General features: G+C 72.9%; 13 protein-coding genes and 1 riboswitch. Of the genes, 4 read left to right on the top strand and 9 right to left on the bottom strand.

What is annotated here, in order from left to right:
• Positions 1-27: 27 nt before the first annotated feature.
• From FHR36_RS19705 to FHR36_RS19690, 4 genes are all read right to left on the bottom strand, one after another.
• Positions 28-969, bottom strand: coding sequence for an ROK family glucokinase (locus tag FHR36_RS19705; RefSeq protein WP_253799088.1), 942 nt, complete (start codon positions 967-969; stop codon positions 28-30).
• A 196-nt stretch (positions 970-1165) separates the two neighbouring features.
• A complete protein-coding gene (locus tag FHR36_RS40330) occupies positions 1166-1441 on the bottom strand; it encodes a DUF5304 family protein (protein ID WP_346141162.1) in 276 nt (91 codons plus the stop codon).
• Between the two features lie 157 nt (positions 1442-1598).
• Positions 1599-2768 (bottom strand): ArsA family ATPase, encoded by a 1170-nt coding sequence (locus FHR36_RS19695; RefSeq protein WP_253799085.1) that lies wholly within the window; start codon positions 2766-2768, stop codon positions 1599-1601.
• An 11-nt stretch (positions 2769-2779) separates the two neighbouring features.
• Positions 2780-3214 (bottom strand): SRPBCC family protein, encoded by a 435-nt coding sequence (locus tag FHR36_RS19690; RefSeq protein WP_253799080.1) that lies wholly within the window; start codon positions 3212-3214, stop codon positions 2780-2782.
• Between the two features lie 247 nt (positions 3215-3461).
• Between FHR36_RS19690 and FHR36_RS19685 the strand changes: the two genes are divergently transcribed.
• Together FHR36_RS19685 and FHR36_RS19680 are read left to right on the top strand one after the other, a co-directional pair.
• Positions 3462-5255: an AMP-dependent synthetase/ligase gene (locus tag FHR36_RS19685; protein ID WP_253799077.1), complete on the top strand. Its 1794-nt coding sequence runs from the start codon at positions 3462-3464 to the stop codon at positions 5253-5255.
• Positions 5256-5320: 65 nt separating this feature from the next.
• Positions 5321-6208 (top strand): hypothetical protein, encoded by an 888-nt coding sequence (locus tag FHR36_RS19680; RefSeq protein WP_253799074.1) that lies wholly within the window; start codon positions 5321-5323, stop codon positions 6206-6208.
• Positions 6209-6214: 6 nt separating this feature from the next.
• On the opposite strand, the gene FHR36_RS19675 is transcribed toward FHR36_RS19680, so the two are convergent.
• The gene (locus tag FHR36_RS19675) at positions 6215-7354 is read right to left on the bottom strand and encodes a glycosyltransferase family 4 protein (RefSeq protein WP_253799071.1); all 1140 of its coding nucleotides are present in this window, start codon (positions 7352-7354) and stop codon (positions 6215-6217) included.
• A 174-nt stretch (positions 7355-7528) separates the two neighbouring features.
• Between FHR36_RS19675 and FHR36_RS19670 the strand changes: the two genes are divergently transcribed.
• Positions 7529-8902, top strand: coding sequence for a glycosyltransferase 87 family protein (locus tag FHR36_RS19670; RefSeq protein ID WP_301330484.1), 1374 nt, complete (start codon positions 7529-7531; stop codon positions 8900-8902).
• A 53-nt stretch (positions 8903-8955) separates the two neighbouring features.
• Positions 8956-9825 carry a carbohydrate kinase family protein gene (locus FHR36_RS19665; protein ID WP_253799067.1) on the top strand — a complete coding sequence of 290 codons (870 nt, stop codon included), beginning with the start codon at positions 8956-8958 and terminating at the stop codon, positions 9823-9825.
• Positions 9826-9956: 131 nt separating this feature from the next.
• Here FHR36_RS19665 and FHR36_RS19660 read toward each other — a convergent pair whose 3' ends face one another.
• The 4 genes from FHR36_RS19660 to FHR36_RS19645 form a co-directional block, all read right to left on the bottom strand.
• Positions 9957-11174 carry a hypothetical protein gene (locus FHR36_RS19660; RefSeq protein ID WP_253799471.1) on the bottom strand — a complete coding sequence of 406 codons (1218 nt, stop codon included), beginning with the start codon at positions 11172-11174 and terminating at the stop codon, positions 9957-9959.
• Between the two features lie 59 nt (positions 11175-11233).
• Positions 11234-12274 (bottom strand): C40 family peptidase, encoded by a 1041-nt coding sequence (locus tag FHR36_RS19655; protein ID WP_253799065.1) that lies wholly within the window; start codon positions 12272-12274, stop codon positions 11234-11236.
• 141 nt (positions 12275-12415) lie between these two features.
• Complete coding sequence (locus FHR36_RS19650; RefSeq protein ID WP_253799064.1) at positions 12416-13480, bottom strand: C40 family peptidase; 1065 nt, start codon at positions 13478-13480, stop codon at positions 12416-12418.
• 10 nt (positions 13481-13490) lie between these two features.
• A riboswitch (cyclic di-AMP (ydaO/yuaA leader) is annotated at positions 13491-13645 on the bottom strand.
• Positions 13646-13965: 320 nt separating this feature from the next.
• Entirely contained in the window at positions 13966-14994 is a 1029-nt protein-coding gene (locus FHR36_RS19645) for a C40 family peptidase (protein WP_253799062.1), read from the bottom strand.
• Positions 14995-15031 lie beyond the last annotated feature (37 nt).

Here is a 15031-nt window from a genome sequence, read left to right as displayed (position 1 = left end):
ACCCACGGCTCCCCGCGCCTGCGACGCTCAGGTCCGCGCGAGGTCGCCCGCGCCGGAGATGCCGGCGGCGGAGCCCATCGAGGCGAGCACCACCTCGGCGCGGGGGCGGTGCGAACCGCCGGTCAGGTACTTCTCGAAGCAGTCGCGGACGGGGTCGAGCAGCAGCCGCCCGGAGTCGGAGACGCCGCCGCCGAGGACGAAGACGCCCGGGTCGAAGAGCGCGGCCAGGTCGGCCATGCCGCGGCCGAGCCAGTCGGCGAGTTCGGCGTAGCACTCCAGGGCGAGCGGGTCACCCTCCTCCGCGGCCTCGGTGATGTGGATGCCGCGGATGGTCTCGGCGGCGCCGTCGTTGAGCTCCAGCATCCGCTTGCCGGCGATCGGGTCGAGTGCGGCCTTCTCGCGGCCGTAGCGCCGCAGGGCGCGGCCGGAGCCGTACTGCTCCCAGCAGCCGTGGCCGCCGCAGCCGCACAGCAGGCCGTCGGGGACCATGTTGAGGTGGCCGATCTCGCCGGCCACGCCGAAGCGGCCGCGGTGCAGGCGGCCGTCGAGGACGATGCCGCCGCCGATGCCGGTGCCGACGGTGATCAGCACCATGTCCTCGTAGTCCGCCGCCGCGCCGAAGCGGAACTCCGCCCAGGCGGCGCAGTTGGCGTCGTTCTCGACCACGGTGCCGAGGCCGGTGAGCTCCTCGATGCGCTGCTGGAGGGGCTCGTTCTCCCAGTCGATGTTGGGCGCGAAGATCACCGTGGAGCGGTCCCGGTCGACGAACCCGGGGGCGCCCACGCCCACACCGGCCACGTCCGGGTACAGCTCCTTGAGCTCGCGTACGGCCTGCGCGATCGCGTCGACCGCCCACTGGGGGTCGGCCGGGGTGGGTACCCGGGTCCTGGCCAGGATCTCGCCGGATTCGTCGACCACGCCAGCCGCGATCTTCGTGCCGCCGACATCGACGCCGATGGTCAGAGCCATGTGTCCCTCAGCTATTCACTCGTTCCCGCTGAGCGGAACGCTACCTGCACAACAGGGTCCACGTACACACCAAGACATACATTATTCGAAGACATTTCCCGGAGATCAGGGTTTGATGCCTTCAGAAGTCGTATCAGTCGCTTCGCTGAGTGACGCGAACACACCTGATGGTCACCTGCGCTGACCTGCGGGTTCACTACTTGTCGGAGGCCTCGTCGAGGTCGATGCGCTCGGCATCGGCGTGTCCGGAGCCGGACCAGCGACGCTCGTGGCCGACCACCGCGGCCCGGTACGCGGCGAGCAGTTCACCGCCCGCGGCGGCGAGATGTCCGTACACCTCGGGGTTGCTCTCGCGCAGCCGGCCGCCGATCTCCTGGGCCTTGCCGCCCACCGCGACGGCGAACCTGCGGACCTCCTCCACCAGCGGGCCCAGCTCGGACCCGAAGGGGTGGTCGGACTTCTCCTCGGGCATGGGACTCCCTCGCTCGGGACGGCTTCGGTGACAGAGGTGCAGAGGTGCAGAGGTACGGAGGTACAGAGGTACCGGTGGTACGGCCTGCGCCGTGCGGGTGCGTCCGGGCCCGCGGCACGGCGGCGGGCGTGCCGACACCGCGCGGGTAGCCGTGACGCTACCGGAGTGCGCGCGGCCAGAGGTCGGGATCGGGCGCGAAGCGGACCGCGAGCACGCCGTCCGCGAGCCCGGCGCCGCTGACCGTGCAGCGGCGCAGCGCGGAGGGCAGCGGCAGGATCCGGCGGTATCCGCCGACGCCGACCACCAGTTCGTCGCCGCGCCGGACCAGCTCCAGCTCGCCGCGGTCGGCGCCGGGCAGCGGCAGCCGCCAGACCAGCAGGCCGTCCTCGGCCAGCCGGTCCTCGACCACCGCCTCGGGGGCCGGCGGGACGGCCGGGCTGCCGGCCGCGTACAGCTCGGCCGCCATCCCCTCCAGGGTCAGGTCGGGTGCGGTGCAGGTGAGCAGCGGCACCTCGGCGAGTTCGCCGGCCAGGGCGGTGAGCCGGTCGCGCTGGCGGGCGGCGAGGCCGGCCAGCCAGGGATCGGGCGAGTCGGCGGCGGCCGGCGGCAGCGCCTGGTGGGCGACCACGGCGTCCAGGCGGTGGCCGTACAGGGCGAGGCCGGCCCGGATCCGGCGCAGCTCGTCCGGCCGGTGGGTCTCCGCGTCGACCACCAGGCGGACCGTGGTGCCGGGGGCCTCGACGGCGGCGCGGGAGGCGGTCAGCGCCGCGGTGGCGGCGGTCCGGGCCTCGTACAGCCAGTCGGCCGGCATCGGGACGCCGGCCACCGCGGCCAGCAGCGGGCGCAGGGCCCGGGCGGCCTGGCGCTGCTCGGGCAGCAGCCGGGCGAGGTAGCGGCCGAGCTGCTCGGGCAGGGCGAGCGCGGCGAGCAGGTCGCCGGGCGGCGGGGCGGCCACCACCAGGACCTCGGCGTCGGCCTCGCGCAGGGCTCGCAGCAGGGCGAGCGGTCGGGTGCCGGGCAGCGGGGTGAGCTCCTCGGGGTCGAGCGGCTCGGCGCCGATCAGGTCGAGGGCGGGCGCGAGCCGGTCGCGGTAGCCGGCCAGGGCGTCCCGGAAGGCGGCCTGCTCGTCGATCCGGGCGGCGCGCAGGTGCTCGGCGCAGGGCGCGGGTGCGGCGGTGAGCCGGGTCTCGAGCAGGGCGTCGACGGCGCGGTGCGGGTCGTCCGCGGCCAGCAGCAGGGTGCGCCGGCCCTGCCCGGCGTGGTGCAGGGCGGTGGCGGCGGCGACCGTCGCCGAGGCTTCGCCGCTGACCAGGATCGTCCGTGTCACCACCGGCCCCGTCAGCCCTCGACGCGCTTCTTCAACCCGGCCAGCGCCCGGTCGATGATGACCTTCTCGGCCTTGCGCTTGATCATGCCCAGCATCGGGATCTTGACGTCCACGGCGAGCTGGTAGGTGACCTCGGTGCCACCGCTCTTCAGGGCGCCCAGGCTGTAGGAGCCGTCCAGGGCGCGGAGCATCTGGCTCTTCACCAGGGTCCAGCTGACCTCGCGGTCGCCGTCCCAGGTGTAGGCGAGCACGTGCTCGTCGCGGATCGCGCCGGCGTCCAGCAGCAGGCGGACCTCGGCCGCGCGCCCGTTGTCGGCGGTCTCCAGAACCTCGATCTCCTTGACCTCGCCGGTCCACTCCGGGTACGCGGCGAAGTCGGCGATGACCGCCATGACCTCGGCCGGGGTGGCGTCGATGATGATGCTCGACCTCGTGTGCTCCGCCATTGCGGCCCTCCGCGTCTTCTTCTGCTGTACGCCCAGGGAAGGCTATCGCGGGCGGAGCGGCGGCAGATCGCCCGCCCGGGCGGCCACCGGCGGGTCAGGTTTGCCCTGTCGTAAGGTGCGAGTCGGAACAATCACGATCTGACCTGCGGTGTGACGCTCAGAACACCGGAGCCGACCCCTCTGGCCGAATCGACCTACCGGGCAGTAACGTCCTGCCGTCCCGCAGCGTCGCAGACGAGGAGCAGTCTTGCTCGAGTTCAGCCTTCCGGCCCTCTACCAGGTACCGAGCGGCGGTAACCTCTCCGACCTGATCCACCAGAACGCGGAGCGGCACCCGGACACCGCCGTGCTCAGCCGCAAGGTCGACGGCCGCTGGCAGGACCTCACCGCGGTGCAGTTCCTGGCCGAGGTGCACGCCGTCGCCAAGGGCCTGATCGCCACCGGCGTCGAGCCGGGCGACCGGGTCGCCGTGATGTCGCGCACCCGGTACGAGTGGACGCTGCTGGACTTCGCGATCTGGTGCGCCGGCGCGATCACCGTGCCGGTGTACGAGACCTCCTCCGCCGAGCAGGTGCGGTGGATCCTCGGCGACTCCGGCGCGCTGGCCGTGATCACCGAGACCGACACCCACGCCGCCGTGGTCGCCGAGGTCCGCGCCGACCTGCCGGAGCTGAAGCACACCTGGCAGATCGAGGCCGGCGGCGTCGCCGCGCTGATCCAGGCCGGCACCGGGGTCGCGGACGCCACCGTGACCGAGCGCCGCTCGGTGCCGACCGAGGACTCGCTCGCCACCATCGTCTACACCTCCGGCACCACCGGCCGCCCGAAGGGCTGCCAGCTCACCCACGGCAACTTCATCGCCGAACTGGGCAACGTGGTCGCCCGGATGCCGGAGCTGTTCCGCACCGGCGAGTCCTCGGTGCTGCTCTTCCTGCCGCTGGCCCACGTGCTCGGCCGGATCGCCGAGATCGCCGCCGCCATCGCGCCGATCAAGCTCGGCCACGTCTCGGACATCAAGAACGTCACCGAGGAGCTCGGCTCCTTCCGGCCGACCCTGATCCTCGGCGTGCCGCGGGTCTTCGAGAAGGTCTTCAACACCGCCCGCGCCAAGGCCCAGGCCGACGGCAAGGGCAAGATCTTCGACAAGGCCGCGGACACCGCGATCGCCTACAGCCGCGCGCTGGACGCCGGCGGCGCCCCGCTCGGCCTGCGGATCAAGCACGCCGTCTTCGACAAGCTGGTCTACGGCAAGCTCCGGGCCGCCCTCGGCGGGCGCTGCTCGGCCGCCATCTCCGGCGGCGCCCCGCTCGGCGAGCGGCTCGGCCACTTCTACCGCGGCATCGGCTTCAAGGTCCTGGAGGGCTACGGCCTGACCGAGTCCTGCGCGGCCACCGCCTTCAACCCGAACGACAAGCCGAAGATCGGCAGCGTCGGCCAGCCGGTGCCCGGCTCCGCGATCAGAATCGCCGAGGACGGCGAGGTCCTGCTCAAGGGCCCGCAGATCTTCACCGGCTACTGGAACAACCCGGCCGCCACCGCCGAGGCGCTGCGCGACGGCTGGTTCGCCACCGGCGACATCGGCACGCTCGACGACGAGGGCTACCTCACCATCACCGGCCGCAAGAAGGAGATCATCGTCACCGCAGGCGGCAAGAACGTCGCCCCCGCGGTGATCGAGGACCGGATCCGGGCCCACGCCCTGGTCGGCGAGGTCATGGTGGTCGGCGACGCCCGCCCGTTCATCGGCTGCCTGATCACCATCGACCCGGAGTTCTTCCCGCACTGGAAGGAGCTCAACGGCAAGCCCGCCACCGCGACCGTCGCCGAGCTCGCCCAGGACCCGGACCTGCTGGCCGCCCTGCAGTCCGCCGTCGACGACGGCAACCAGGCGGTCTCGCACGCCGAGGCGGTGAAGAAGTTCCGCCTGCTGGACACCGTCTTCTCCGAGGCCAGCGGCCACCTGACGCCCTCGCTCAAGCTCAAGCGCAACGTCGTCCTCAAGGACTTCGCCACCGAGGTCGAGGCCATCTACCAGCGCTGACACCGGTCGCTCCGCGCCGAAATTCCGGCCCGGCCGCAGGAGCTGACGCCATATCATCCCGTCGCATGGCCGACGGTACGACGAACAGACCCGAACTGGTGATCAGCGGCCGGGGGGCGACCACCCGGTTCGACGGCTCCCGGCTGCGGATCGTCCGCGGCCGCACCACCTGGACGGTCCCCGTGCAGGCCGTCCGCTCGGCAGCGGCCACCTCGGACGGGGGCGTCCGGGTCGAGCTGACCGGCCACCTCTCGGGCGCCGTCCACGGGCTGGGCGAGGCGTTCGAGCTGGCCGCCGCCAACGAGCGGGCCGCCCGGGCGTTCCTGGAGCGGCTCACCGCAGCCCTGGCGGGCGTCCGGCCGGCGGAGGACGGGCACGCCCTGGTCCGGGTCGAGCGCGAGCAGGCGCTCCCGCCCGCGGAGGCCAACCCGCTCGTCCAGCGGGCGGTGGTGATCGGCTTCCTGCTGCTGGCGTACGGCACGCTGCTCTACCTGCTCGCGAAGGTGAGCCCGCTCGACCCGGCGACGGCGCAGAACGACATGGTCAGCGGCGGCCCGCTCGCGCTCGGCGGCGGCATCGTGCTCTGGCGCGTCGGGCGGCGCCTGCGCTCGATGTGGCTGCTGCGCCGCCGGGGCATCGGCGTGGTCGGCGAGGTGACCGGCTACGTGAAGATCTGGACCAAGGGCGGGCACCTCTGGGAGTTCTCCAAGATGTCCTTCACCACCATCGACGGCCGGCGGATGAAGGACGTCCACTCGGTGGTGACCGTCTGGGGCCTCTCGGACGCGGCCGTGACCGGCCGGCCGGTGGAGCTCAGCTACGACCCCGAGCGTCCGACCAGGGCCAGCCGGGCTCTCACTCCCGGCTTCGTCGTACGGACCCTGGTCCTGGCCGCCGCAGGGGCAATCCCCCTGTGGGAGTCGGCCCGGTTCCTCGTCCCCAACCTGCCCTAGGGTGCGTCAGGCGCCCGCGAGCAGGCCGGTGAGGCGTTCGGCGAGCATGTCCCAGCGCCAGGAGCGGTGGGCCCAGCGGCGACCGGCCTCGCCCATCCGGCGGCGCAGTGCCTCGTCGCGGAGCAGCCGGACGATCCGTTCGGCGGTGGCGTCGTGGGAGCGGCCGGGCACCACGAAGCCGGTCTCGCCCTCCAGGACGGCGTCCGGCGCACCGCCGGAGTCGCCGGCGACCACCGGCAGGCCGGTGGCGGACGCCTCCAGGTAGACGATGCCGAGGCCCTCCACGTCCAGTCCGCCGCGGCGGGTGCGGCAGGGCATCGCGAACACGTCGCCCGCGCCGTAGTGGGCGGGCAGCTCCTCCCACGGCACCGCGCCGGTGAACACCACCGACCCGCGCACACCGGTGGCGTCCACGAGCTTCTCCAGGTCGGCCCGGTACGGTCCGCCGCCGACGATCAGCAGCACCGCGTCCGGCACGTCCGCGAGGATCTGCGGCATCGCCCTGATCAGGGTGTCCTGGCCCTTGCGCGGCACCAGCCGGGAGACGCACACCACCACCGGCCGGTCGGTCAGCCCCAGCCGGGCCCGGACCTCGGCGCCGCCCGAGTCCGGGCGGAAGGTCTGCTCGTCCACCCCGGGCGGCAGCTGGACCATCCGCCGGGCCGCCTCCGGGCCGACCGCGGCGGCGATCCGCGAACGGGTGTACTCGCCCAGGTAGGTGAGGGTGTCGGTGCCCGCGCCGATCCGGCGCAGCAGCTGCCGGGAGCCCGGCAGCTGGGCCCAGGCGGCCTCGTGACCGTGGGTCATGCCGAGCAGCCGGTCGGCGCCGGCCCGGCGCAGCTGCGGGGCCATCAGGCCGAGCGGGGCGGCGGCACCGAACCACACCGAGCTGCACCCCTCCGCCCGGAGGATCTCCGCCGCCCGCCGGGTGACCCTCGGGGTGGGGACCATCATCCTCGTCCGGTCCCGGATCACCGGGAACGGCTGCTCGGCGTCGAACGCGGCGACCTCCGTGCCGTCCCGCCAGGTCGAGGCGTACACCACAATGGAGCCGGCCGGCTGCCGCAGGGCCATATTGTGGACGAATGCCTGGATCCCACCGGGCCGGGGCGGGAAGTCGTTGGTGACGATGAGGGTCTTGTGCATCAGCCGCGGCTCGCTCGGTAGGGGGGTGCTCGGTGTACGGGTCGGTGATCCGTACGATAGGTCACCGTCCGGGCGTGTCGGGAACGAAGCCTGCCCACGCAACCGTTTCAGCTCGGGGCCGGTCCTACTAGGTGCCCAACGGCGTACGTGATGAACCGAAGGAGCGTTGTGGAGTTGGCCCCGGCCGGCCGATCCGGCAGTACCTCACACCTCGCGCTCTCCTCAGCGCCGGCGCCGACCCCGACGAGGGGGCCGCTCTGGGCGCTGACGGGCGGCTGGCTGGCGACCCGGACGCTGATCGTCCTGCTGGTCGTCGGGCTCCTGCGGATCTCCAACACTGACGTGACCACCGACGTCTCGGTGATCTACCACGGCTGGTACGAGGTGCTGCGCACCGGCACCTTCCCGCTGGACGACGTGACCTGGCAGTACCCGCCGGGCGCCGCCCTGGTGATCCTGCTGCCGGGCATGCTGCCCTGGTCGTACCTGGTCTCCTTCTACGTCGTGTGCGGCATCTGCGACGCCGCCGCGATGGCCCTGCTGATGCGGGCCGGCACCCGCAAGGGCCGCAGCTTCCTGGGCGCCTGGACCTGGGTGGTGGGCGTCCCGCTGCTCGGGCCGACGGTCTACTGCCGGTACGACATCATCGTGACCGCGCTGGCGATCGGCGGACTGCTCGCGGTGGTCCGCCGCCCGTCGATCGGCGGCCTGCTGCTGGGCCTCGGCGGCCTGCTGAAGATCTGGCCGCTGCTGGCCCTGATCGGCACCCCGCGCGGCCGCCGTACCCGCCGCGCCTGGACCTCCGCCGCCGCCTCCGCCGCCGCGCTGGGCTTCCTGCTCACCGCCGGCATGAACGGCGCGTTCGAGTTCCTGAAGTTCCAGAGCGAGCGCGGCATCGAGATCGAGTCGCTCGGCGCCCTGCCGCTGCACTTCGCCCGGCTGGCCGGTTCCTGGAACGGCCTGGTGACCATGAACTACGGCTCGGTCGAGATGCTCGGCCCGTGGGTGCCGGTGATCTCCAAGGTGATGGTCGCGCTGACCGCGACCGGTTTCGGCTGGCTGCTGCTGTGGCGGCTGCGGGCCGGCCGCTGGCAGGCGTCCACCACGTACGACGCGGCGCTGTGCGCCCTGCTGATCTTCACCGTGACCAGCCGGGTGATCAGCCCGCAGTACCTGGTCTGGCTGATCGGCCTGGCGGCGGTCTGCCTGACCGTGCGCGGCAGCAGCCAGCGGCCGGTGGCGGTGCTGATCCTGCTCGCGACCGTGTTCACCACGCTCGAGTTCCCGATGCTGTTCGGGCAGGTGCACAAGAGCCAGTTCTGGGGCGTGGTCGTGCTCAGCGCCCGCAACCTGCTGCTGCTGGCCGCCACCCTGGTCTCCTGCCGCCGGCTGTGGCGCTCCACCCGCCGCCCGGACGCCACCCCGACCGTGGTGCTGCCGCCCGCCGACCCGCCGTCCCACTACCCGGTCCGCCCGGGCATCGCCTACGAGCAGGCCCTGCTGGACGACCTCGGCACCGCCGCCGGCCGGGCCACCCAGGCGTCCTGAAACTTTCTGAAAACTCTTGCAGCACCCGGCCGGGCACTGGCACGATCTCCGGCATGCCCGTCACCGAATCCCCGTACGACGTCCTGGTGGTCGGCGGCGCCGGGGTGGACACCATCGTCCGGGTCGACCGGCTGGAACTGCCGGCCTCCGACTCGATCGGGGTCCCACCGGTCCGCGACCACGTCGGCCACACCGGCACCGGCGTCGCCGTCGGCTGCCACCGACTCGGCCTGCGCACCAAGTTCATCGACTTCCTCGGCGACGACCCGCAGGGCGAGCAGGTCCTCGCCGCCTACCGCCGGCACGGCCTGGACTTCAGCCACCTGCTCTCCCCCGCCGGCACCCCGCGCGGCGTGAACCTGGTCGACCGGCAGGGGCGCCGCTTCTCCTTCTACGACGGCCGCCACCCCGCCGACCTGGCCCTCCCACGGGAGTTCTACCTCCCCTTCCTGGAGCGCGCCCGGCACGTCCACCTCTCCATCACCGGCGTCAACCGCCACCTGTACGAGGACATCCGCCGGCTCGGCCCGACCTGCTCCACCGACCTGCACGCCTGGGACGGCCGCAACCCGCACCACCGCCACTACGCGATCAACTCGGACCTGGTGTTCCTGTCGGCGGCCGGCTGCGAGGGGCGCCACGAGCAGCTGATGCGGGCCGTCCTCGCCGAGGGGCGGGCCCGCCTGGTGGTCGCCACCGACGGCGCCGCCGGCAGCCACCTGCTCACCCGCGAGGACGACACCGTCCGCCACTTCCCCGCCGTCGACCCGGGCCGCCCGATCATCGACACCAACGGCGCGGGCGACGCCTTCGTGTCCGGCTTCCTCGCCGCCACCTTCGCGGGCGAGCCGCCGCACACCGCCATGGAACACGCCTCCCGCACAGCCGCCGAGGCCTGCACCACCCCGGGCGTACTCGAGTAGCACCAGGGGCGCGGGGAACTGCGCGAGGCGGGAGGCCCCGACCTGTCAGCCGCCCTGGGCGGGTGCACCGCAGGCGGGCGGCTCACAGGTGGCAGTCTCCCGCCTCGCGCAGTTCCCCGCGCCCCTGTGGTTCACCCCAACTGCTTGGCGACCTCGCCGGTCCATTGCTTGGTGAACTCCGCCACTCCCACGCCCAGCTCCGTCCGGAACGCCCGCTCCAGCTGCCCGGCCCCCGCGGCGCCGACAGCACGGTAGAGCGCCACCAGCCGCTCCTGCCCGCCGTAGCGCCGCACGATCAGGTCGCAGGCGAGCCACGCCATCTCGTACGCCTGCGCGATCCCGGTCGCTCCGGCGGCGAAGGCGGTGTCCTCGGGCAGCGCGGTCGGGATGCGGCCGGTCCGGACGTCGGCGGTCAGCTCGGGGGCGATCTGGTGGGCGGTGCGGCCGGAGTCACGGTAGGCGGTCCAGTCGGCGACGCCCTCGGAGAGCCAGAGCGGGGTCCAGGCCTTGGTGTCGGCACGGGTGGCGACGTGGGTGGCCTCGTGGGTGACGACGACGCGGCGACCGATCTGGCTCAGCTCGCGGTAGGCGTCGGGGTTGACCAGGATCCGGTCGGCCGGGGTGTGCAGGGGCGCGCCGGAGACGGCGAGGGTGACGGCTGCTATGCCCTTGTAGGTGTCGGCGGGGACGTCCATCAGCCGGGCGAACTGTTCCTCGGTGGCGGGCAGCTCCAGCAGCAGGCGCCCGCCCCGGCCGTTCCCCCACACCTCGGCGACGGCGGGGGCGGCCCGGTCGCCGAGGGCGGCGAGCTCGCCGAGGGTGGCCTGGTCGGCGAGCCCGAGCACCAGGCAGCTGCGGCCGTCGGTGGCGTGGACGGCGCCGAGGTCCCAGAGGGCGACCGAGCCGGTCGGCTGCTCGGTGTCCAGCAGCCACCGGCCGTCGGCGGTCCGGTCGAACTCCAGCCGCCGCTGGCAGAGGGCCGGGAAGTCGTCGGTCCCGGTCAGCCGGTAGCCGAGTTCGGCGGCGGCGACCAGCCGATCGGCGCCGGGCGGGGGCTCGGTGAAGGAGGTGATCCGGTAGCCGAGCTCGGCGAGCGGGACGCCGGCGATCCGCGCCAGCAGCTCGGTCTGCGCGGCCGCGGCGCCGGGGGTGCAGGTCGCCGCGAGGGCGGTGGCGTCGCCGGCCCGCAGGGCCCGGGCGCGGGCGGCGAGCAGGGCGTCGAGTGCGGGCCGGACGGGCGCGGGGGCGTCCGGCGGCGCGGGGCGCGGCGGGGCGGCGACCGCCCCGGGCAGGGAGAGCTGGACGAGCCCGCCGGCGGCCAGCAGCAGGGCGGCGCGGCGGGACAGCACGGACCGGCCCGCCTGCACGTCGGCGGCGGGCCGGTCGGTGACCAGGGGCTCGTCGGGGCTCAGACCCGCACCACCCCGGCGACGGGCATGGCGTTGACGCTCTCGTAGCGGACCCGGGCTCCCGGGTACGGCGCGTGCACGACCACGCCCCCGCCGGCGTACATGCCGACGTGGTGCATGTCCCTGTAGAAGATCACCAGGTCTCCCGGTCGTGCTTCGGAGAGGGGGATCCGCCGGCCGGCGGAGGCCTGCTCCTGCGAGGTCCGCGGCAGGGTCACTCCGGCCTGCCGCCAGCTCCAGTACATCAGACCGGAGCAGTCGAACGTGCGCGGGCCGGTCGAGCCGTACACGTACGGGGAGCCGATCCGGCTGATCGCGGCGGCCAGGGCGGCCGCGGCGCGGTCCGAGGAGGGCGGCTGGTCGCCGAGGTCGAGGCGGTCGGTGCCGCGGGTGGCGCGCCGCTCGGCCTCGCGGGCGTCGTCGGCGGCCATCCTGGCCCGCTCCGCCGAGGGGAGGCTGTTGAGCAGCCGCTGGGCCGTGGCCAGCCGCTGGCGGACGTCGTCCTTGGAGTCGGCGAGGGTCTGCCTCACCCGGTCCAGCTCGGTCAGCTTGGCGGCGGCCTCGTCGCGGCGCTGGTCGAGCCGGCGCTGGCGGTCGAGGACCTGCCGGAGGGTCTCGTTCTGCCGGTCGGTCGCCTGGTCGAGCGAGCGGACGCCGGCAAGGTAGCCGTCCGGGTCGGAGTCGAGCATCAGCCGGACGGTGGGGTCGATCCCGCCGGCCCGGTACTGGGCGGCGGCGACCGCGGACAGGTCCTGGCGGAGCCGGTTGAGCTCGTCCTGTCCGGCGGCGACCTGGTCCTGCAGTGCGGTGGTCTCGGACTGCAGGGTGCGCTGGAGCTCCCGGGCCGCGTTGTACTTCTCCGAGGCCCGCTCGGCCTCGTCGTAGAGCTGGTCGACCTGGGCCTTGACGTCCTTCCTGCTGGTCGGCTCGGCGTGGGCCGCGGTGACCGTCACGCCGATGGCGCTGGTGGCCGCGGCGGTGAGGGCCAGGGCACGGGCCAGCCGCTGGACGCCCGGCAGGTGGGGTCGGTGCAGTGACATGGGCCAGAGGCTAGCGAGTCGCCCTTATCTAGTCCAAACCCCTCCAGTCACGAATATTTGACCCCTAATCGGACATCCGTCCGGCCGTACGCCAAGGGCCCGGCACTCCACGGGAGTACCGGGCCCTCGGGCGAGCCGTCGTCAGACGCGGACGATCCGGCTGATCGGCATGGCGGTCGCCGACTCGTAGCGGACCTGGGCGCCGGTGTGCGGCGCGTGGATGATCTGACCGTTGCCGACGTACATGCCGACGTGGTGCTGGTCGCCGTAGTAGATGATCAGGTCACCGGGCTTGGCGTTGGCGATGTCGGTGCCGACGCTGGTGCCGGCGCCCGCCTGGGCCTGCGAGGTGCGCGGGATCGAGACACCCGCCTGGCCGTACGCCCACTGCATCAGACCGGAGCAGTCGAAGGTGGACGGGCCGGTCGCGCCGTAGGAGTACCAGCTGCCGAGCTTGGACTCGGCGGCGGCCACGGCCGCGGCGGCGTAGCCCGAGCTCGCGGGCAGGTTGGCCAGGTTGGCCCGCGGCGCGTCGCGGGAGGCCCGCTCGGCGGACGCCTTGGAGTCGGCGGCGGCCTTGGCCTCGGCGGCGGCGAGGGCGTCGCGCTCCTGCTGGGTCAGCGTGTTGAGCAGATCCTGCGCCTTGGCGAGCTTGGCCTGGATGTCGTCCTTGTCGGCCTTCAGGCTCTTGGTGGTGGAGTCGAGCTCGCCGAGCTTGCCCTCCGCCTCCTGGCGCTGCTGGTCGAGCTTGGACTGCTCGTCCTTGAAGGACTTCAGCAGGTCGGCCTGGGTCGAGCCGACCTGGTTGAGGGCACCTGCCTGGCCGAGGAACGAGTCCGGGCTGCTGGAGAGCATCAGCTGCACGGTGGGGTCGATGCCGCCCGTGCGGTACTGCTCGGCGGCGATCCCGGCGAGGCTGTCCTGAACGGTGGTCACCTGGGCCTGCTGGCGGGCGACCTGGTCCTGGATCTGGGTGACCTGCTTCTGCAGGGTCTGCTGCTTCTCGACGGCGGCGTTGTACGCCTCGGTCTTTACCTCGGCCTGCTCGTTGAGCGCGTCGACCTGCTGCTTGACCTGGTCCTTGGTCGGCGCCGGGTCGGCGTGGGCGCCGGACTGGGCGGACAGGGCCACCGCGGTGGCGGCGGCTGCGGTCAGGATCGAGACGCGGGCACGGCTGGCGGGCTTGGGACGACGGTGGGACGCCACGAAGGCGGACTCCTTCTCCTCACACCGCCTACCAGGTGAGCTGACGGGTTCGGGCCGAAGAGCTGCCCTACGACGCCTCCCCAGCCGCTTACGCGGCCGTCCTGGCGCCGATTCACCCCGGAGGGAACGTGGTTCCCCGGCTCCGTTCGACAGCGTTCCCCGCAGGGGCTTCCCCGTAGGCAGTCGGACTGCCCAGCTGTGTCGCGGACTCGGCGGCGACCACCGCCGCCACCCGGGCTGGGCGGTCGACAGTACGGCGGTCGAAGCAAGACCCTAGTAACCCAACCGTGATCGGTTCAAATCCTTGTCAGAAAAAATTCTGAAAGAGTCTCAATTTCAATTTCACATATGACCGAGTGTGATCACGTCGTGACCGACAGGTCGGCCATTTCCCGGAAAACACCCGAAAACACGGCACCCGGACGTGTCCGAGATCACAGTGGGATCTCGGCCCGTCCGGGTGGGGCGACGGTCCGTCAGGACCGTCAGACGCGGCGGATGGTGCTGATCGGGAGGGTGTCCACGGGCATCACCTTGACCACGTCACCGGTGCGCGGCGCGTGGACCACCAGGCCGTTGCCGATGTACATGCCCACGTGGTGGCGGTCGCCGTAGTAGATCACCAGGTCACCGGGCTGCGCGGCGGACAGCGGCACCGCGGTGCCGACCGTGGCCTGCTCCTGCGAGGTGCGCGGCAGCGAGACGCCGGCCTGCTTGTACGCCCAGACCATCAGGCCGGAGCAGTCAAAGGTGCTCGGGCCGGTGGCGCCCCAGACGTACGCGGAACCGCGCTTGCCCATGGCGGCGCTCACCGCGACACCGGCGTAGCCGCCGGGCTGCGGGAGGTTGCTCAGGTCGTAGCGGGAGTCGCTGCGGGAGGCGGTGCCGCCGCCGCCCAGGATCGCGGCCCGGTCCGAGGCGCTGAGCTTGCTCAGCAGCTTCTGGGCCTCCTTGAGCTTGTCCTGGACGTCGTTCTTGGCGTCGTTGAGCGCCTGGGTCGAACGGTCCAGCTCGGCCAGCACGGAGGCGGCCTCCTCCTTCTGCTGGTCCAGCCGGCGCTGCTGGTCCTTCAGGGAGCGGAGGGTGTCGGCCTGGGTGTTGGCGGCCTGCTCGAAGCTGGACGCCTGCGCCAGGTACTTGTCCGGGTCGGTGGAGAGCATCAGCTGCATCGACGGGTCGACACCGCCGGAGCGGTACTCGTCGGCGGCGACCGCGGACAGCCCGGAGGCCAGCTCGGTCATCTGCGCCTGGCTGCGGGCGACCTGGTCCTGCAGCTGGTCGGCCTGCTTGTGCAGCTGGTCGGCCCGCTCCTTGGCGCCGTTGTACTTCTCGGCCGCCTGCTCCTGCTCCTCGAGGAGCTTGTCGACCTGGGCCTTCACCTCGTCCTTGCTCGGCTGGGCGGGCGCGGCGTGCGCGCTCACCTGGGCCGACAGGGCGACCGCAGTCGCTGCCGCAGCGGTCAGCACGGAGACCCGTGCACGGCTCGGCTGCTTGGGACGGCGGTGGGAGGCCAAAGGTCTAGCTCCTTCTTCCAGCTGGACTAACCCACAG

The organism is Kitasatospora cinereorecta (genome assembly GCF_024172095.1).
GTDB classification, from domain to species: domain Bacteria; phylum Actinomycetota; class Actinomycetes; order Streptomycetales; family Streptomycetaceae; genus Kitasatospora; species Kitasatospora cinereorecta.
Note: the sequence above shows the minus strand (reverse complement) of the source record. Positions and strands in the feature narration are given on the sequence as shown.

Bases quoted from the DNA above. Each gene is read 5' to 3' on its own strand.
- FHR36_RS19675 (WP_253799071.1), bottom strand. From the start codon at position 7,354: ATGCACAAGACCCTCATCGTCACCAACGACTTCCCGCCCCGGCCCGGT.
- FHR36_RS19655 (WP_253799065.1), bottom strand. From the start codon at position 12,274: ATGTCACTGCACCGACCCCACCTGCCGGGCGTCCAGCGGCTGGCCCGT.
- FHR36_RS19680 (WP_253799074.1), top strand. From the start codon at position 5,321: ATGGCCGACGGTACGACGAACAGACCCGAACTGGTGATCAGCGGCCGG.
- FHR36_RS19690 (WP_253799080.1), bottom strand. From the start codon at position 3,214: ATGGCGGAGCACACGAGGTCGAGCATCATCATCGACGCCACCCCGGCC.
- FHR36_RS40330 (WP_346141162.1), bottom strand. From the start codon at position 1,441: ATGCCCGAGGAGAAGTCCGACCACCCCTTCGGGTCCGAGCTGGGCCCG.
- FHR36_RS19705 (WP_253799088.1), bottom strand. From the start codon at position 969: ATGGCTCTGACCATCGGCGTCGATGTCGGCGGCACGAAGATCGCGGCT.
- FHR36_RS19665 (WP_253799067.1), top strand. From the start codon at position 8,956: ATGCCCGTCACCGAATCCCCGTACGACGTCCTGGTGGTCGGCGGCGCC.